Source organism: Kitasatospora sp. NPDC048239 (assembly GCF_043202015.1).
GTDB lineage: Bacteria > Actinomycetota > Actinomycetes > Streptomycetales > Streptomycetaceae > Kitasatospora.
In genome coordinates this window covers 208981-225951 of record NZ_JBICZP010000013.1, presented here as the reverse complement: position 1 = coordinate 225951, position 16971 = coordinate 208981, and the positions used below count along the sequence as shown (strand labels likewise).

14 protein-coding genes and 2 tRNA genes are annotated in these 16971 nt (G+C 75.2%); 11 read left to right on the top strand and 5 right to left on the bottom strand.

Annotated elements, in window-relative coordinates; genetic code table 11:
• Positions 1 to 97 precede the first annotated feature (97 nt).
• The 3 genes from ACGFZP_RS29830 (at position 98) to ACGFZP_RS29820 (ending at position 1948) form a co-directional block, all read left to right on the top strand.
• Positions 98 to 173 (top strand) — tRNA-His (locus ACGFZP_RS29830).
• 176 nt (positions 174 to 349) lie between these two features.
• A complete protein-coding gene (locus ACGFZP_RS29825) occupies positions 350 to 796 on the top strand; it encodes a DUF4442 domain-containing protein (RefSeq protein ID WP_392938978.1) in 447 nt (148 codons plus the stop codon).
• Positions 797 to 967: 171 nt separating this feature from the next.
• Entirely contained in the window at positions 968 to 1948 is a 981-nt protein-coding gene (locus tag ACGFZP_RS29820) for a hypothetical protein (protein WP_392938976.1), read from the top strand.
• Between the two features lie 57 nt (positions 1949 to 2005).
• Here ACGFZP_RS29820 and ACGFZP_RS29815 read toward each other — a convergent pair whose 3' ends face one another.
• The gene (locus ACGFZP_RS29815; protein WP_392938974.1) at positions 2006 to 2935 is read right to left on the bottom strand and encodes a spermidine synthase; all 930 of its coding nucleotides are present in this window, start codon (positions 2933 to 2935) and stop codon (positions 2006 to 2008) included.
• A 73-nt stretch (positions 2936 to 3008) separates the two neighbouring features.
• Entirely contained in the window at positions 3009 to 3512 is a 504-nt protein-coding gene (locus ACGFZP_RS29810) for a hypothetical protein (protein ID WP_392938972.1), read from the bottom strand.
• Between the two features lie 464 nt (positions 3513 to 3976).
• Here ACGFZP_RS29810 and ACGFZP_RS29805 point away from each other — a divergent pair, with 464 nt between their 5' ends.
• Positions 3977 to 5590, top strand: a complete 1614-nt coding sequence (locus ACGFZP_RS29805; RefSeq protein ID WP_392938971.1) for a tetratricopeptide repeat protein — start codon at positions 3977 to 3979, stop codon at positions 5588 to 5590.
• Positions 5591 to 5637: 47 nt separating this feature from the next.
• Here ACGFZP_RS29805 and ACGFZP_RS29800 read toward each other — a convergent pair whose 3' ends face one another.
• Positions 5638 to 6288, bottom strand: coding sequence for a histidine phosphatase family protein (locus ACGFZP_RS29800; RefSeq protein WP_392938970.1), 651 nt, complete (start codon positions 6286 to 6288; stop codon positions 5638 to 5640).
• A gap of 252 nt (positions 6289 to 6540) precedes the next feature.
• On the opposite strand from ACGFZP_RS29800, the gene ACGFZP_RS29795 reads away from it, so the two are divergent.
• From ACGFZP_RS29795 to ACGFZP_RS29770, 6 genes are all read left to right on the top strand, one after another.
• On the top strand, positions 6541 to 7797 hold the full coding sequence (locus ACGFZP_RS29795; RefSeq protein ID WP_392938969.1) for a hypothetical protein: 1257 nt from the start codon (positions 6541 to 6543) through the stop codon (positions 7795 to 7797).
• Positions 7794 to 9389 carry a hypothetical protein gene (locus tag ACGFZP_RS29790; RefSeq protein WP_392938967.1) on the top strand — a complete coding sequence of 532 codons (1596 nt, stop codon included), beginning with the start codon at positions 7794 to 7796 and terminating at the stop codon, positions 9387 to 9389. The genes ACGFZP_RS29795 and ACGFZP_RS29790 overlap by 4 nt, the downstream gene beginning before the upstream one ends.
• An 8-nt stretch (positions 9390 to 9397) precedes the next feature.
• Positions 9398 to 10747 carry an AAA domain-containing protein gene (locus ACGFZP_RS29785; RefSeq protein WP_392938966.1) on the top strand — a complete coding sequence of 450 codons (1350 nt, stop codon included), beginning with the start codon at positions 9398 to 9400 and terminating at the stop codon, positions 10745 to 10747.
• A 213-nt stretch (positions 10748 to 10960) separates the two neighbouring features.
• Positions 10961 to 11371, top strand: coding sequence for a hypothetical protein (locus ACGFZP_RS29780; RefSeq protein WP_392938964.1), 411 nt, complete (start codon positions 10961 to 10963; stop codon positions 11369 to 11371).
• A gap of 193 nt (positions 11372 to 11564) precedes the next feature.
• A complete protein-coding gene (locus ACGFZP_RS29775) occupies positions 11565 to 12116 on the top strand; it encodes a bifunctional DNA primase/polymerase (RefSeq protein WP_392938963.1) in 552 nt (183 codons plus the stop codon).
• 86 nt (positions 12117 to 12202) lie between these two features.
• Positions 12203 to 12276: transfer RNA gene (locus tag ACGFZP_RS29770), tRNA-Lys, on the top strand.
• 151 nt (positions 12277 to 12427) lie between these two features.
• On the opposite strand, the gene pgi is transcribed toward ACGFZP_RS29770, so the two are convergent.
• Together pgi and ACGFZP_RS29760 are read right to left on the bottom strand one after the other, a co-directional pair.
• Complete coding sequence (gene pgi, locus ACGFZP_RS29765; RefSeq protein ID WP_392938961.1) at positions 12428 to 14089, bottom strand: glucose-6-phosphate isomerase; 1662 nt, start codon at positions 14087 to 14089, stop codon at positions 12428 to 12430.
• A gap of 201 nt (positions 14090 to 14290) precedes the next feature.
• Positions 14291 to 15874: a Na+/H+ antiporter gene (locus tag ACGFZP_RS29760; protein ID WP_392938959.1), complete on the bottom strand. Its 1584-nt coding sequence runs from the start codon at positions 15872 to 15874 to the stop codon at positions 14291 to 14293.
• A gap of 185 nt (positions 15875 to 16059) precedes the next feature.
• On the opposite strand from ACGFZP_RS29760, the gene ACGFZP_RS29755 reads away from it, so the two are divergent.
• Positions 16060 to 16968, top strand: coding sequence for an NADP-dependent oxidoreductase (locus tag ACGFZP_RS29755; RefSeq protein WP_392938957.1), 909 nt, complete (start codon positions 16060 to 16062; stop codon positions 16966 to 16968).
• Positions 16969 to 16971: the final 3 nt, after the last annotated feature.

The following is a 16971-nucleotide window of genomic DNA, read 5'->3' as shown; positions in this document are numbered from 1 at the left end:
GCCCGATCGAAACCCTGGCGCGAGCACCCTCTCGGATCCTGTAGAGTTCTTCCTGTCGGAACGGGAACGCGAAGAGCGGGAACGGACCAGACACATGGTGGGTGTAGCTCAGTTGGTAGAGCACCTGGTTGTGGTCCAGGTGGCCGCGGGTTCAAGTCCCGTCACTCACCCCAGAGCCTGAGGGGCCGATCTCTTCAAGAGATCGGCCCCTCAGGCGTTTCGGCGTTCCCTCAGATCCCGGCGGCCCGCGGGCCCGTCCGGCCCCGAGTCCGTCTTCGGGCCGGCCCCGGTTCGGGCGGGGGCTCCGAGGAGGTTCCCTCGGAAGCTACCCACTAGTAACATCGTTGCCATGACCACACCTTCGATCGGCCAGCTGCTCGACTCGACCGTGCCGATGGCGCGCACGCTCAAGCTGCAGTACCTGGAGACCACCCCGGAGCGGGCCGTCCTGCAGCTGCCCGACCAGCCCGAGTACCACAACCACGTCGGCGGACCGCACGCCGGCGCGATGTTCACGCTCGCCGAGTCGGCCAGCGGCTGCATCGTCCTGAGCGCCTTCGGCGACCAGCTCTCGCGCGCCGTGCCGCTCGCGGTGAGCGCCGAGATCTCGTACAAGAAGCTGGCGATGGGCGTGGTCACCGCGACCGCCGTGCTGGGCCGCCCGGCCGCCGACATCGTCGCGGAGCTGGACAAGGGCGAGCGCCCGGAGTTCCCCGTCACGGTCGAGATCACCCGCGCCGACGGCGCTGTGACCGGCGTCATGACCGTCATCTGGACGCTGCGCCCCAACTCCTGATCACCCGGGGGCCCGCAGCACCGGGGCCGGACCGGGCGGCGGCGGATCGACGCCGCTCCCGGCCCGACTCCCCCCGGCTCTGCGATGCGCCGCGCCCCGGCCCGGCCTTCGGTGCGGCAGTCCGCGAGGGCGGCCGTGACCTCGAGTACCGTCCGCTCGTTCTCAACTCACGTGCGAGCCAATCACGCGACCAAGGCCCTGGAAGCCGTCCGACGCGGTGTCGGCGGTACGAGCGGCGCGAGCGGGACCAGGCGTGCGGCCGGGCGGTGGCTGCCCCACCCACACACCGTCGCGGTCTGCGGGGCGCTGCTCGCACAGCTCTGGGGTCTGGGCGCGGCCGGGGCGTACGCGGCGGCCGCCGACCCGCTCCCGGAGCCGGTGAGCCGTGCCGTCGGCCGCACCCTGGGCAACGGGCGGGCCCTCGACGGCGAACCGGCCGAACGCGCCGGCGCAGCGGGCGGCCACGGTTCCCCGGCCTCCGCGCGCCCCGTCGGACAGCCGCCCTCACCCTCCCCCGGCCAGGCCGACGCCCCCGGACTTCTCGGGCAGCTGGCCGACCCCGCGGCCGGCGCCTCCCCCGCCACCGCCGTCCCCGTGCCCGGCCTGGAGGACGCGACCGCGCCGGTGGACGATCTGCTGCAGGACCGGATCAGGGCGGGCGGCCTCCCCCTGCCCGGCCAACGGGCCGCCGTCCCGGACGCGTTCGCGATCGCCTCCGGACTGCTGGGCACCACTCCGGACCAGGCCCGCAGCACGGAGTCCCGCGCCTCCCGGGACAACGACCCGAGCGGAGCGCCCGAGTCTCCCGGGCGAACCGGCCCCGGCCCGACTCACCCTGCCCCCTCCCCCGGTGAACAGCGCGGTCCGGCCGCTCCGCCGCCCGTCCAGGAGGCCGCCGACCGAACGGGTCGCACCGCCGACGGGCGCCCCGCCCCGGGCGGCTCCGGTGGCGCAGGCCCGGGGGCGGCACCGAACCGTCCGGCGGCCTCGGAGGACCTCGCACTCACCGGCGCAGCGGCCGTCGGAGCCACCGCGACGGCCGCACACGGCACTTCGGGCACCGGCACGGCCGTCCTCGCCCCCATCGCGGCCGGGCTGCTGCTCACCGGCGCCGCGATGTGCAAGCACCGGGGTCTGCCCCGCGGACACTGAGCAGGCCGGACACCGAGCACGCCCGGCCTGGGCCCCCTAGGGATTGTCAGACAAGCCCTAGCGGAAGGTACCCGGGGGCGGAGTCGGGGAGGGGGCTGCGCCGGCGTCCGTGGCAGGGGTGGCGCCGGCGGCGAAGTCGGCCAGGGCGCGGCCGTGTTCGACCCGGCCGAGGGCCGCGTCGGTGGCCACCTTGCGACCCAGGTCGGCCAGCGGGAACGGGGTGTGGGCGCCGGCCAGGATGAGGTTGCCGAAGCGCTTGCCGCGCAGCACGGCCGGGTCCGCGACCAGGCACAGCTCGGGGAAGACCGCACCGAGGGTGGCGATCTGCGAACGGGCGAACGGCAGGGCCGCACCGTCGGCGATGTTCACCGCGTACCAGCCGCCGGGGGCCAGGGCCCGGTCGGCCAGCGCCGTGAACTCGACGGTCGTGCAGTGGGCCGGCACCCGGGCGCCGGAGAAGACGTCGGTGATCACCAGGTCGACGCTGCCCTCGGGGGTCCGCTCCAGGACGCTGCGGGCGTCGGAGCCGCGGACCTTGATCTGCCAGCCGCGCTCCAACGGGAGTTCGGTGCGGACGAGTTCGGTGAGCGCGGTGTCGGTCTCGGCGACCTGCTGGCGGGAGCGGGGCCGCGTCGCCGCGACGTAGCGGGCCAGCGTGAGGGCGCCGCCGCCGAGGTGCAGCACGGTCAGGGGCCGGCCGGCCGGGGCGACCAGGTCGATCAGGTGGCCGAGGCGGCGCTGGTACTCGAAGCCCAGGTGGGTCGGGTCGGCGAGGTCGACCATCGACTGCGGGGCGCCGTCGACCAGCAGCGACCAGGCGCCGGGCCGGTCGCGGTCGGGGCGCAGCTCCGCCAGTCCGGACTCGACGGGGCGGGTGAGCGGGCCCTGCGCGTGCGTGCGGCCGCCCGGACCGGTGAGCGCGGGTGGTGGCTCCGCGGCCGTACGTGCTCGGTCCGCGCCGCGATCGGCTCTGCTCTTCCGTCCCATACCGACCATTATCGCCGCAGGCCGCGAAGGCCCTCTCGGCTCGGCCGGGGTGGCGCGGAGGCCGGGGCGGGACTCAGAACGGGCCGAGGCCGCCTGCGGTCAGGGTGCAGGCGGCCTCGCAGAGGGCCGAGCGGAGGACCCAGGAGTCGGTGGGGCGGACCGCGAGCCCGGCGCCGGTGGGGGGCATCACCCAGCGCGGGTCGGTGGCGGGCGGCATCAGGGCGCCCGCGGTACAGGAGCTGCCGGGCAGGTGCCAGGTCTCGAAGGTGCCGGCCGGGACGAGGAAGGAGACGGTGCTGCCGTTCCTGCTCTGCAGCACCGCCCCGCAGGCCCGGCGCAGCCGCAGGATGTCGACCGCCTCCAGGCCGTGCCGCAGCGCGACCGTGACCGTGTCGTAGGCGGCCACGACCCCACCGGCGTCACCGGGCGCCGGCAGCCCGGCCCCGCCGGGGCGGCGGACCGCGCCGCCGCCGCACGGGGAGCGGTCGTCGGCGGACTCGGGCAGGAGGGCCGGAACGGCGGCGGCGAGCACCCCTCCGGCGACCAGGCGGTGGTACTGCGGCACTCCGGTGGCCATCACAGGCACTCCTGTCACCTCGTCGGATCGGAAGCGGGGCCGCCCGGGCGGTGGGGGGCGCCGCGGCGGGCGGCAGGCCTGGGCGACGACGGGGGCTTCCACGTATCAGGACAACGCGGCGACCACTCCACAGGCCACGGGGCGCCTTACAGCAAGGCATGGCATTTCATGGCAGATCCCGGCAACAGCGCCCGGTTTGCACCGAATTGACAGCACATCCACCAAGAACACGCTGTGGCCGGACGGTGACTGCGGGTACTGTCGGTGGCGCATCCGGAGCCCCATCCGGCCTCACCGGGCGCACCCGTGGCCCGGCACGCACCCCACTCCCCCGGACCGCGTCAGCCCCACCCGCACCACGCAGCACCCACCCCGCACCAGCACCACCCGGCACCACCCGGCACCCGCACCGCACCGCACCGCACCGCACCCCGCAGCACCCCCGCACGACCACGGAGCGCACCATGGCAGCCACCCCACCGGCCGAGCCGAACCGCCCGTCACCCAACACCGTGATGCGCGCCCTGCGCGGCGACCGCTCGCCGGGCGAGTTCGCCCTGGCCGTCCGCCGGGCCGCCCGCGAGATCGGCGAGCACGTGTCCTGCGACGCCCGCTACGTCGGCCGGGTCGAGGCCGGCGAGATCCGCTGCCCCAACTACGCCTACGAGCGCGTCTTCCGGCACATGTGGCCGGATCGCTCGCTCGCCGACCTGGGCTTCGCCCCCCGCACCGCCGTCCGCCGCCGCCCGGCGGAGAGCGGCCCGGACACCCCGACACCCCTGCTCCACCCGCAGTTCCCGTCCCTGCCCGCCCCGCGCTCACCGTTCTCCACACAACTCCCGTACGCTGCCTCGCCGTACGCGGAACCGCCCCCACCCGGCGGGCCACTCCCGCCGAGGCCCGTGGCGCCCCGGGGGCCCGACGGATCGCACCATTTCGACGAGGAGAACGACGACGTGCGTCGCCGTACGTTCCTGGCCGGCGGCTCGGCCGCGCTGGCCACCGTGATCGGCATCGACCGGTCGGCCGCGGCCGCCGCCGAGCGGCCCGCCCCGAGCGGGCTCATCCCGGCCCAACCCGGCGCCGTGGCACACCGGTTCGGACCGGGCGCCACCCTGTTCGACCCGGGGACGGCCTTCGTGCCCGGCCGGCCCGGGCCGGTGCCGCCACCCCGCCGCATCGGCACCGCCGAGGTGCTCGGCGTCGAGCAGGCCGTCCGGGACATCCGGCTGGCCGACGACGCGCGCGGCGCCGACGCGCTGTTCGAGCGGGCCGGACAGTCGCTGCGCACCGCCTACGTGCTGCTCGACGAGGGCGAGTACAGCGCCGAGACCGAGCGCAGACTCCAGGCCGGCGCCGGCGAACTGGCCATCTCGGTGGGCTGGTTGGCGCACGACTCGAACCGGCTGGCGGAGGCCCGCTCGCTCTACGCCGAGGCGCTCGCCACCGCCCGGATGGCGGGCGACGCCGCCCTGGAGGCGCACGTCTTCTGCAACAGCGCCTTCCTCGCCAGGGACGCCGGCCGCCCCCGCGAGGCCCTGCGGGCCGCCCAGGCGGGGCAGGCCGCCGCCCGGGGGCTCGACTCCGAGCGGCTGCTCTCGCTGCTCGCCATGCGCGAGGCCGGCGGCTGGGCGCTGCTCCAGGACCGCACCGCCTGCGAGCGGGCGCTCGCCCGTGCGTACCGGCTGTTCGACCAGGGGCCGTCCGAAGCGGACCCGGAGTGGATGTCCTTCTTCGGCCAGGCGGAGATCGCCGGGCTGGAGTCGCAGTGCTGGTCCGCCCTCGGCGACTGGGACCGCGCCAGCGAACGGGCCGGGCTGGCCATAGCGCTCCAGGAGCCGCACTTCGTCCGCAACCGGGTGCTCTACACCGCCGAGTTGGCCCACGACCGGCTCGGCCGGGGGGACCTGGCCGGCGCGGCGGGCCACGGCACGGCCGCCGTCGCCCTGTTCGGCGAGGTCCGCTCGGCCCGGATCCGGAGCATGCTCGCGGACACCGCCGAGCGGCTGCGCGGCCACGCCGCCGTGCCGGAGGTCGGCCGGTTCCTGGCCGAGTACGACCTGGCGGCGGCCGCCTGAGCGGTCGGCCCCGACACCCGGGTGCCGGGGCCGGGGCCGACCGGCCGTCAGTGCTTCAGGCCCTCCAGGTGGCCGAGGTCGTTCCAGACCTCGACCGCCGGGGCGCCGTATTCCCAGGAGAGCACGCAGAGCGCCGCAGTCCCGAGCTTGAAGCGCTGGGCGTACTCGGGGGGCAGTCCCAGCCAGCGCGCGGTGAGGATGCGCAGCAGGTGGCCGTGGGCGAAGAGCAGCACGTCGCGGTCGGCGCCGTGCATGACGGTGGTGTCCGCTTCGGGTACCCCGTGCTCGTCGTTGAGGCCGGCCAGGAAGGCGTCGACCCTGGCCGCCACCTCGCCGAGCTTCTCGCCGCCGGGCACGCCGTCCCGCCAGATCAGCCAGCCGGGCTGGTCGGTGGCGCGGATGTCGGAGCCGGTGCGGCCCTCGTAGCTGCCGTAGTCCCACTCCAGCAGCTCGGGGCGGTCCACCGCGCGGTCGCCGAAGCCGGCCAGTGCGCAGGTCTCCTTGGCGCGGTCGAGCGGGCTGGTGTAGACCAGCGCGTCCGGCAGGCCGTTCCAGGGGGCCTCGGCCAGCCGGGCACCGAGGGCCCGGGCCATCGCCCGGCCCTCCTCGGTGAGCGGGATGTCGGTGCGGCCGGTGTGGCGGCCGGTGGCCGACCATTCGGTCTCGCCGTGGCGGACCAGCACGATTCGGGCGGGCATGGGAAGGCTCCTCGCAACGGGGCGGTGGCAACGGTCGGTCTCACCCTTGAGCACCGGGCTCCATGATCCCTCACCCTGGGGCGCGCCACGATCCCGCACCGGGCCGGGCCCGGATCCGGGCGCCCCACCCGTCCCACAGCACCCGCCCCACCCGTCGCGGTCACCGCACCACCCCGTCCCCGGGCCGGAGATCGCCCGATCCGGCCGGTCCGGACCGGATTGTCGGACCCGGGTGCGACACTGGGCCGCACCATGAACGCCTCGACGAATGTCCCGCCCGGCGGACACCTTGAGCCGATCGCCCAGCGGCTCGCCGAGCTGCGCGGTCCGGCGCCGCAGCGCAGCCTGAACGCCCGTTCCCTCGCCGCGCTCGCCGCCAACCCGGGCTGTCACCGCCGCGCCGTGCTCGACGCCGCGGGGGTCGACAAGTCGGCGCTGGCCGCCCGGCTCGGCCGCCCCGCCCCGTTCGGGCAGTCGCCGTTCGCCATCGCGCGCGGCGTGATCTTCGAGTCCCGGCTGAAGGCGGACGGCTACGCGGCCCTGCTGGAGCCGCTCCGCCGCCACCTCGGCCTCCCGGCGGACGGCGGCGCCCCGCTCGTCGTACCCGATCTGCTGCGCCGCTCGGGGCCTGCGGTCCGGGCCGAGCGCACGGCCGCCGCGCTGGCCGAGGCCGCCGCCGATCCGGACGCCTGGACGCTGCTGGACCACCCGCTGCTGCGCCTGGAGGTGGCCGGCAGCTCCGCCTACCTGGAGCCGGACGCCGTGGTGGTGCACGGCGGGCGGTGCACCGTGGTCGAGATCAAGTCCTTCCCGGTCCTGGACGGCAGCGCGGACCCGGCCAAGGTCGGCGCCGCCGCCCGGCAGGCCGCCGTGTACGTGCTGGCGCTCCAGGAGACCGCCGCCGCACTGGCCGGCCGCCCGGTCGACCCGGACCCGTACCGCGAGCAGCGGCTGCCGGGCAGCCCCCGGTTGAGCGTGCTGCTGGTCTGCCCGAAGGACTTCGGCAACAGGCCGACCGCCGTCGCCGTCGACGTCCGCCGCGAGCTGGCCACCACCCGCCGCCAGCTGAGCCGGATGACCGGCATCGACCGGCTGCTGGACGCCCTGCCCCCGGGCGCCACCTTCGACCTCGCACCCGGCCGGGACGGCGCGCCGACCCGCCCCGCCGAGGCACTGGCCGAGGCGGTCGAGGCGGTGCCCGCCGCCTACAGCCCGGACTGCCTCTCCACCTGCGAGCTGGGCTTCCACTGCCGCTCCCGGGCCCGCTGCGACGACCGGGTCGAGCAGCTGGGCCGGGGCGTGCGCGGCGAGCTCGGCAGCATCCGGACGGTCACCGCGGCGCTGGCCGCCAGCACCGGCGACGGCACCGAGGAGGCCGCCGCACGGCTGGCGTACGCGGCCGCGCTGCGCGCCGAGGCACTGGGACGCGCCGTGCGGACGGACACCATACGGGCAGACACCGTACGGACGGACACCGTGGGGGCGAGCACCGCCGGGGCCGTCCGATGAGCCTGCTCGGCACCCTCGCCCGGCTGGAGGCCGTCCGCAGCGGCCGGGCCGAGCCGCTGGCCACCGTCCGCCACCGCCACCTCTCCGACCGCCCGATGGTCCTCGTCCCGCTGACGGCGGCCGGCGAGGCGGGTGCACCGCTGGCCGTGCTGCTCGGCACCGACCGGTCCGCACCCCGGCTGCACCTCGTCCCGCAGCCGCTGAACCGCACGCTGCGCTTCGACTTCCTGGCCGAGCTGGCCGCCGACCTGCTGCCGTACCTGGAGTCCTTCGCCGCCGAGGTCGAGCAGATCGAGGGCTCCGAGAAGGACCCGGAGACGGGCGAGAAGACCCAGGTCCTGCGCGAGCTGTGCGCCGACGCGCCGCAGCTGGTCGTCCCGAACAGCGCCGGCGTGCACCACCTGGCCCTGCTCGGCCGCTCCACCCGGTTCCGCCGCACCATCGAGGACGACGATCCGGGCCCGTACCCGGCACCGGCCCGGGTGCCGCTGCTCGGCCGCTGGCTGACCCACCTCACCGACCGGGCCCAGGTGCCGGGCACCAGCCTGCTGCTGCCGATGACCGGCCTGCTCGCCCGGCACTGGGCGACCGGCCAGAGCCACCTGGAGGACCAGCACCTGGCCGCCCAGCTCGCCTGGCACACCCCGCCGGCCGGGCTGACCGGCGCCGAGGCGGCGGAGCTGGCCGAGGCCGCCCGCGACGCCCACGGCCAGCTGCTCCACCCGCCGGCCGGGCCGGCCACCGACCCGCGCTTCGACGAGCTGGTCCTCGGACCGGCGATCGCCCGCTACGACGCCGCCGCCTCCGCCCTGGCGCACGCCGCCGGGGCCGGCGGGCCGCAGGAGGCCGAGCGGGCCCGCGGAGCGGTGCGGGGCGCCGTCGAGCAGCTGCGCGCCGCGCTGGAGCAGGTGCTGCTGCCCACCTGGCACGACGTCTGGCAGGGCCTGGACCTGCTGCGCGCCCTGCCGCCGGCCGGTCACCTGGAGGAGCGCTGGACGGGCGACCGCTGGTCGTACACCGGCCACCGGGACCGGCTGGCGGCCGGCGAGCCGCCGCAGCCCCGGCAGGACGACGCCGTGACGGCCGCCCGGAAGCTGGCGCAGCGCGAGCGCGAGCAGGTCCGCCTGGACGTCCAGGAGGCGCTGGACGATCCGCTGGCGATGGCCGAGCACCGGCTGGCCGGCGAGGCGTTCGCGGGGGTGGTGACCGAGGTGGTGCCGGACTACGACACCTCGGGCCGCTCCCCCAAGCCGCGCCCGCTGGTGACGGTCCGCACCGAGGACCACCCGCACGCCGACCTCGGACGCGAGGCGCACCGGGTGCACGGCCCGTCGGCGCAGAAGGCGCGGATCGCGGCGGTCGACCCGGCCGAGGGCACCATCACCCTGCGGGTGCTGTCCGGCATGGGCCGCAAGAAGGAGCCCGAGCCGGGGAGCCTGCCCGAGCCGGGTGAGCGGGTCGTCTTCACCCTGTTCGAGTTGACGGTCCGGCAGTCCGCTCCGCTGCCCGATCCCGACGACACCCCGTGGACGCACGGCGGCCCGCCCGGCGCCGCCGAACCCGTGGCCCCGGCCACCGAGGAGTGGGAGTGACCCGGCAGATGAGCACCGAGCACTCCCCCGGCGCGGCCGCCGACGCCGCCGTGGCCCGGATCCTGGCGGCCACCGTCAGTCCGGCCCCGGGCGCCCCGCGCGGCGTGGTGGTGGACTCGCCACCCGGCGCCGGCAAGTCCACCCTGGTGGTGCGCGCCGCCCGGGAGCTGGTCGGGGCCGGCGAGCGGCTGATGATCGTCGCCCAGACCAACGGCCAGGTGGACGACCTGGTCGGCCGACTGGCGGAGAAGGCACCGGATCTGACCATCGGCCGGCTGCACGCGGCGGACTCCCGCCCCGGGCCCGAGGTGCTGCGGCACGCCAACGTCACCCCCTCCGACAAGGTGGCGGAGCTCGCCGAACTCGACGTGGTCGTCTCGACCTCCGCCAAGTGGCAGTGGGTGAAGACCGAGGCGCCCTGGCGGCACGCGATCGTCGACGAGGCGTACCAGATGCGGTCGGACGCGCTGCTGGCCGTGGCCCGGCTGTTCGAGCGGGCGCTGTTCGTGGGGGACCCGGGCCAGCTGGACCCGTTCACCGTGGTCGGCACCGAGCAGTGGGCGGGCCTGTCCTACGACCCGTCGAGCAGCGCCGTGGTCACCCTGCTCGCGCACAACCCGCAGATCGAGCCGCACCGGCTGCCGGTCTCCTGGCGGCTGCCGGCCAGCGCGGCGCCGCTGATCTCCGACGCGTTCTACCCGTACACGCCGTTCCGCTCCGGCACCGGCCCTGAGGACCGCCGCCTCACCGCCGCGGTGCGCCCGGACGGCTCCGCCCTGGACGCGGCGATCGACCGGGCCGCCGAGCACGGCTGGTCGCTGCTGGAGCTGCCCGCCCGGCACACCGTCCGGACCGACCCGCAGGCCGTCGCCGCCGTCGCGGCCACCGTCCGACGGCTGCTGGAGCGCGGCATCACCGCGCATTCCGAGCAGGGCTCGACCCCGCTGGCCCCGGGCCGGATCGCGGTCGGCACCGCCCACCGGGACCAGGCGGCGGCCGTCCGGGCGGCGCTGGTCACCGCGGGTGTCCCGGTCGATCCGACGGCCGGCCCAGCGGTCACCGTCGACACCGCGAACCGGCTGCAGGGCCGCGAGTACGACGTGACGGTGGTGCTGCACCCGCTCTCCGGGCGGCCGGACGCCACCGCCTTCCACCTGGAGACCGGCCGGCTCTGCGTGCTCGCCTCCCGCCACCGGCACGCCTGCATCGTGGTGGCCCGGGCCGGCATCGCCGAGCTGCTGGACGAGCATCCGTCCACCGAGCCGGTGCAGTTGGGCGTCACGGTCAAGTTCCCCGACGGCTGGGAGGCCAACCACCAGGTGCTGCACCACCTGGCCGGGCACCGCGTACGGCTGTGACACCGTGGGCTCCGGGGGCGCCTGCGGGGTCACCGCGCGGGGGCGCGCCCCCGGCGCACCGAACGGGGCGGGCGCCGGGCGGGAATAGCGTCCTCGATCGCACCGTTCCGTTACCGGCTACCGCCGCGAGACAATGGACGACGGTCACGACCGGGCGGCGCCGTCCCCAGGAGCCGTCGTCCGCCCTCATCGATCACCCGGAGGTGTCCGTCCATGCCCGACTCCCACGCGAAGGCGTCCGACCAGAGCGGCTCGACCGCGCAGGCCGGCCCGGGCCGGGGCGCCGAGGAGGCGCCCGCCCGGCGCCTGCGCCCGGCGCAGCTGCTGTTCGAGCCGCAGGCCGCCGAGCCGGAGCCGGAGCGCTTCTTCGACCTGGAGTCGATCGACGACCCCTCCGAGCTGCTGCGCCGCTCCACCGAGCTGGCGCTGGCGTTCCGGGCGGCCGCCGAGCGGGCCACCGACTTCCAGGCGGTGGCCGCCGCGCAGCTCGCGGACACCCGCCGGTTCGACGCGCTCTCCGACGCCGAGATCGCCGACCGGGTGGACTGGACCCCGGACTACGCGGCCAGGATGATCGAGTACGGGCGCAGCCTGCTCCAGCCCCGCCGCCACGACGACGGCTGACGGCTGACACCCCCGGCCGGGGCGGGGATCCAGGGGGCAGGGGGCAAAGCGGGGAGGCAGGACGGGGGTAGGGCGGGGCACAGACCTCGCCGCTGGCATATGCGCCGGGGAGGGTACTCCGCCACCGGGCGCGCTGTCCGGCAAACCGCGCTTTCCCTCCCGGCCACCCCGGGTACACCGCACTCTGCTGTGCGTGGACATCTGGACGTATCAATCCGTGGAGTACGTCACCGTGGCCGGGGAGGCCTGGCTCGCCTCCGCCAGTGAGTACCCGCGCAGTATGCGCGCCCTGTGGGAGTCACGCCCGTGGGCCCCCTCGGTGCTGCCCTGCGGGCGCGCCTTCGACGTGATCAGCATGCCGTCGCTGTTCGGCCGCCGGGTGCTGGACGAGTTGTGGACCTCCGGCCCCGGCTGCGGACCGGTCGCCACCTACCGCGGCCGCACGCTGCTGTTCGTCCAGCCCGGTGCGGCCGCCCGGCTGCGCCGGCTGCTGGCCTGGGAGGAGTGGGCCCGGGACGTGCCGCCGCTGCTCTGCCACGGCCGGGGCGACGCGGTGACCGTCCCTCCGGTGCAGCGGATGGTGAACAGCCCGGACTCCCCCGGGCTCGGCTCCGGGCGCTGGATCGTCGCCCCGGACAGTCGGGAGCCGTGGCTGCCGGGCGCCTCGGTGGTGCTCTGGGCCTGCGTCCGGGCGACCCGCGAGCCGCTGCCGCAGGCCGTACCGGCATCGCTGCCGGCGGGCTGAGCGGGCCGGGACGCGACGGATCCTGGCGTCCGGTATTCGATTTTGGCGGGGCCGCGGGCCACTGCTAAAGTCTTCTCTGTCAGCAGGCGCCGCTAGCTCAGTTGGTTAGAGCAGCTGACTCTTAATCAGCGGGTCCGGGGTTCGAGTCCCTGGCGGCGCACAGACAGCCGGAAGGCCCCTTGCGAAAGCGAGGGGCCTTCCGGCGTTTCCCCACACGTCGACGTGCCCCGACGAGGAGCGAGGGCCGAGGGCCCCAGGGCATGCGAAGGGCCGTCGGCCGGGGCGCTCCCCGGCCGACGGCCCCGCCGGGCTCAGCGGCCGCGCAGCGAGCGGTAGCGGGCGACCAGCTCGGCGGTGGAGCTGTCCAGCGCGTCGGCGCCCTCACCGGTCAGCAGCACCGGCTCGATCCGCTTGGCGAGCACCTTGCCGAGCTCCACGCCCCACTGGTCGAAGGAGTCGATGTTCCAGATCGCGCCCTGGACGAACACCTTGTGCTCGTAGAGCGCGACCAGCTGGCCGAGCACCGACGGGGTCAGCCGGGCGGCCAGCAGCGTGGTGGTCGGGTGGTTGCCCTTGAAGGTCTTGTGCGGCACCAGCTCGGCCGGCACGCCCTCGGCCTCGACCTCCTGCGGCGTCTTGCCGAAGGCCAGCGCCTGGGTCTGGGCGAAGAAGTTCGCCAGCAGCAGGTCGTGCTGGGCGACCAGGCCGGCCGGCAGGTCGGCGACCGGCTCGGCGAAGCCGATGAAGTCCGCCGGGATGACCTTGGTGCCCTGGTGCAGCAGCTGGTAGTAGGCGTGCTGGCCGTTGGTGCCGGGGGTGCCCCAGACCACCGGGCCGGTCTGCCAGGTCACCGGGTTGCCCTCGCGGTCCACCGACTTGCCGTTGGACTCCATGTCCAGCTGCTGCAGGTAGGCGGTGAACTTCGACAGGTAGTGCGAGTACGGCAGCACGGCGTGCGCCTGGGCGTCGAAGAACGCGCCGTACCAGACCCCGAGCAGGCCGAGCAGCAGCGGGACGTTCTCCTCGGCGGGCGCGGTGCGGAAGTGCTCGTCGACCAGGTGGAAGCCGTCGAGCATCTCGCGGAAGGCCGCCGGGCCGATGGCGATCATCAGCGAGAGGCCGATCGCCGAGTCGTAGGAGTAGCGGCCACCCACCCAGTCCCAGAACTCGAACATGTTGGCGGTGTCGATGCCGAAGTCCGAGACGCCCTCGGCGTTGGTGGACAGGGCGACGAAGTGCTTCGCCACCGCCTCGGTGCCGGCGCCGAGGCCGGTGAGCAGCCAGTCGCGGGCCGAGACCGCGTTGGTGATGGTCTCGATCGTGGTGAAGGTCTTGGAGGCGACGATGAACAGCGTCTCGGCCGGGTCCAGGTCGCGGACGGCCTCGTGCAGGTCGGCGCCGTCCACGTTGGAGACGAAGCGGACGTCGAGGTCGCGCGCGGTGTAGGAGCGCAGCACCTCGTAGGCCATCGCGGGGCCGAGGTCCGAGCCGCCGATGCCGATGTTGACGACCGCCGTGATCCGCTTGCCGGTGTGGCCGCGCCACTCGCCGCCGCGGACCTGCTCGGCGAAGGCCGCCATCCGGTCGAGGACGGCGTGCACCGCGGGCACCACGTTCTCGCCGTCGACCTCGACCACGGCGCCCCGGGGGGCGCGCAGCGCGGTGTGCAGCACGGCGCGCTGCTCGGTGGTGTTGATCTTCTCGCCGCGGAACATCGCGTCCCGCAGCCGGGCCACGCCGGTGGCCTCGGCGAGCTCGCGCAGCAGCGCGAGGGTCTCGTCCGTCACCAGGTGCTTGGCGTAGTCCACGTGCAGGTCGCCGACCTGGAGGGTGTAGCGGCGGCCGCGTTCCGGGTCGGCGGCGAACAGCTCGCGCAGGTGCGTCTCGCCGAGCTCCGCCCGGTGCTTGCCGAGGGCGGCCCACTGCGGGGTGCGGTCCAGCGGGGTACGGGAGTCGGCACGGGTCTCCGACATCGGTGGCTCCTCGATTCATCTGGGTGCAGATACCGGCAGGGCCAGGCGGGAGGGTTTTCGCGAGGTCGTGCGGGTACTGGCTGGTGCGCCGACTCCGTTGACGGCCTGCCCGGGGTCAGCCTATGCAACGTCGGGACCGGCTGCGCACATTCCGTTCGGTCACGTCCGGTCGCGGCCCGCCGGCCGGGTCCGGACGGCCCGTCACTTCCGTTCCGAGCGCAGGTCGAGCCCGCGAAGCACCTGGTCGACGAGCTCCGGGTCGGCCCCGAGCTCGCTGCGGGCGGCCAGCATCTCGCGCCGGGAGGCGGCGATCATCTCCTGCTCGACGGTGTACGCGGCGCGCCACTGGCCGAGCCGCAGCTTCGCCTCATAGGCCTCCTCCTCGGCGTACTTCTCCGGGCAGAGCCGGGCCAGCCGGTCGTGCTGACGGTCCCGCAGGCGGTCGGCCACCTCGGCGGGCAGCTTGTCCTGCTCCTCCAGTTCGCCGAGCCGGGTCAGTCCGGCCTTGGCGGCCCGCCACCAGAGCTGGCGCACCGCCTGTTCGTGCTTGTCCTGGTCGATGTCCAGGTGCAGCCGCTTGGCCAGCCAGGGCAGCGTGAGGCCTTGGACCAGCAGGGTGAACAGGACGACGCTGAAGGCGATGAAGACCAGTCGGCCGCGCTCGGGGAAGCCCTCGCCGGAGTGGTCGGTCAGCGGGATGGCCAGGGCGAGGGCGACGGTGGCCACCCCGCGCATCCCGGACCACCAGAGCACCACGCTCTCCTGCCAGCTGATCGGGGTGTCCTCCTCGGAGCCGGCCCGCAGCCGCTTGGAGAGCCAGCCGGCCGGCAGCAGCCACAGCAGCCGGACCACGACCACGACGGCGATGACGGTGGCCGCGTCGCCGAGCATGCCGGTCCAGCCGGTGCCGGCCTCCTTGAGGACGGTGGCCAGCTCCAGGCCGATCAGGCCGAAGGCGACGCCGGTGATCAGGATCTCGACGATCTCCCAGAAGGCGTTGCCGACCAGCCGGTAGGAGACCGCGTCGGCCTCGGCGGCCCGTTCGGCGAGGTAGAGCGCGCAGACCACGACGGCGAGCACGCCGGAGCCGTGGATCTCCTCGGCCAGGGTGTAGGCGGCGAAGGGCACCAGCAGGTTGAGCGCGACCTGCTGGGTCGGGTCCTCCAGGAAGGAGGCGAGCTTGGCGTTGAGCCAGCCGAGGGCGACGCCGACGGCGACGGCGACCACCGCCGAGAGCACGAAGCGCAGGACGGCGTGGTCGATGGAGAAGTCGTCGGAGACCACCGCGTCGATGGCCAGCGAGTAGATCACGATCGCGGTGACGTCGTTGAACAGGCCCTCGCTCTCCAGGATCGACACCAGTCGGCGGGGCAGCCCGACGCTGCCGGCCACCGCGACGGCGGCGACCGGGTCGGGCGGCGAGACCAGCGCGCCGACGGCGATGGCGGCCGCGACGGGCAGCGCCGGCAGCAGCCAGTGGACGGTTCCGGCCACCGCGACCGTGGTGACCACGACGAGGGCGACGGCGAGCAGCAGGATGGAGCGGACGTTCGCCCGGAAGTAGCGGACCGAGGAGCGCCGGGCGACGGCGAAGATCAGCGGCGGCAGGACCAGCGGCAGGATCAGGTCGGGGTCGATGGCGATGTCGGGGATCTGCGGGATCACCGCCATCACGATGCCGAGCAGGGTCATCAGCACGGGTTGCGGTACACCGGTCCGGCGGGCCAGCGGCATGGTCACCACGGAGGCGAGCAGCACCAGGAAGAGCAGGGGCAGCTGGCCCACGGGGAGGCTCCTCTCGCTGGCGATCAGACGTGCACGGCCGGACGAGGTCCGGGCCGCCGCCAAGGATAAATCTGACAATGCACCCGACTGTCGCAACACGCCGAGTAGGGGTTGACCTCAAGCCCACTTCAAATCCGATCATCACAGGAGCGGATCACGTACCGGCAGAGAGGCAGGAACTTCCCATGAAGGCAGTCACCGTTCCCGAGTTCGGCGGCCCGGAGGTACTGCGGGTCGCCGAGGTGCCCACGCCGTCGGCCGGGCCCGGCGAGGTGCGGGTGCGGGTCTACGCGGCCGGGGTGCAGCCCGCCGACCTGGCCGTCCGGGAGGGCTGGGCCCCGCCGGGCGTCGCGGTCGAGCCGCCGGTCGTCCCGGGCAACGAGTTCGCCGGGGTGGTCGACCAGGTCGGCCCCGGCGGCTCCGGCTGGAAGGTCGGCGACGAGGTGCTGGGCTTCCGGCTGCTCCGCAGCCACGCCGAGTTCGTCACGGTGGACGGCACCCAGCTGGCCGCCAAGCCGTCCGGCATGCCCTGGGAGCAGGCCGGGTCGCTCTCCGCCTCCGGCCAGACCGCCCACACCGGGCTCACCGCACTGAAGGTCGGCAAGGGCGACACCGTGCTGGTCCACGGCGCCGCCGGCGGCGTCGGCACGGTCGCCGTCCAGCTCGCCCGGGCGTGGGGCGCCACGGTGATCGGCACGGCGAGCGAGCGCAACCACGACTACCTGCGCGAGCTGGGCGCGATACCGGTGGTCTACGGCGAGGGCCTGGTCGAGCGGGTGCGCGCGGTGGCGCCGCAGGGCGTGGACGCGGCCTTCGACGCCGCCGGGCGCGGCGCGCTGGAGGCCTCCGTCGAGCTGGTCGCCGACCGCGACCGGATCGCCACCATCGCCGACTTCGCCACCGCCGACCGGCTCGGGCTGCGCGCCCTGCGCACCGAGCGGAACGCCGCCCGGCTGGCCGAGCTGGTCGGGCTCTGGGAGAACGGCGGGCTGCGGCTGGAGATCGCCGACACCTTCCCGCTGGGGCGGGCCGCGGACGCGCACCGCATGGTCGGCACCGGGCACGTCCGGGGCAAGGTCGTGCTGGTGCCCTGAGGG

What these genes read in the sequence shown, in the direction of transcription:
- ACGFZP_RS29825 (WP_392938978.1), top strand. Translation starts at nt 350, where the DNA reads ATGACCACACCTTCGATCGGCCAGCTGCTCGACTCGACCGTGCCGATG.
- ACGFZP_RS29815 (WP_392938974.1), bottom strand. Translation starts at nt 2,935, where the DNA reads ATGGGACGGAAGAGCAGAGCCGATCGCGGCGCGGACCGAGCACGTACG.
- ACGFZP_RS29810 (WP_392938972.1), bottom strand. Translation starts at nt 3,512, where the DNA reads ATGGCCACCGGAGTGCCGCAGTACCACCGCCTGGTCGCCGGAGGGGTG.
- ACGFZP_RS29805 (WP_392938971.1), top strand. Translation starts at nt 3,977, where the DNA reads ATGGCAGCCACCCCACCGGCCGAGCCGAACCGCCCGTCACCCAACACC.
- ACGFZP_RS29800 (WP_392938970.1), bottom strand. Translation starts at nt 6,288, where the DNA reads ATGCCCGCCCGAATCGTGCTGGTCCGCCACGGCGAGACCGAATGGTCG.
- ACGFZP_RS29795 (WP_392938969.1), top strand. Translation starts at nt 6,541, where the DNA reads ATGAACGCCTCGACGAATGTCCCGCCCGGCGGACACCTTGAGCCGATC.
- ACGFZP_RS29790 (WP_392938967.1), top strand. Translation starts at nt 7,794, where the DNA reads ATGAGCCTGCTCGGCACCCTCGCCCGGCTGGAGGCCGTCCGCAGCGGC.
- ACGFZP_RS29785 (WP_392938966.1), top strand. Translation starts at nt 9,398, where the DNA reads ATGAGCACCGAGCACTCCCCCGGCGCGGCCGCCGACGCCGCCGTGGCC.
- ACGFZP_RS29780 (WP_392938964.1), top strand. Translation starts at nt 10,961, where the DNA reads ATGCCCGACTCCCACGCGAAGGCGTCCGACCAGAGCGGCTCGACCGCG.
- pgi (WP_392938961.1), bottom strand. Translation starts at nt 14,089, where the DNA reads ATGTCGGAGACCCGTGCCGACTCCCGTACCCCGCTGGACCGCACCCCG.
- ACGFZP_RS29755 (WP_392938957.1), top strand. Translation starts at nt 16,060, where the DNA reads ATGAAGGCAGTCACCGTTCCCGAGTTCGGCGGCCCGGAGGTACTGCGG.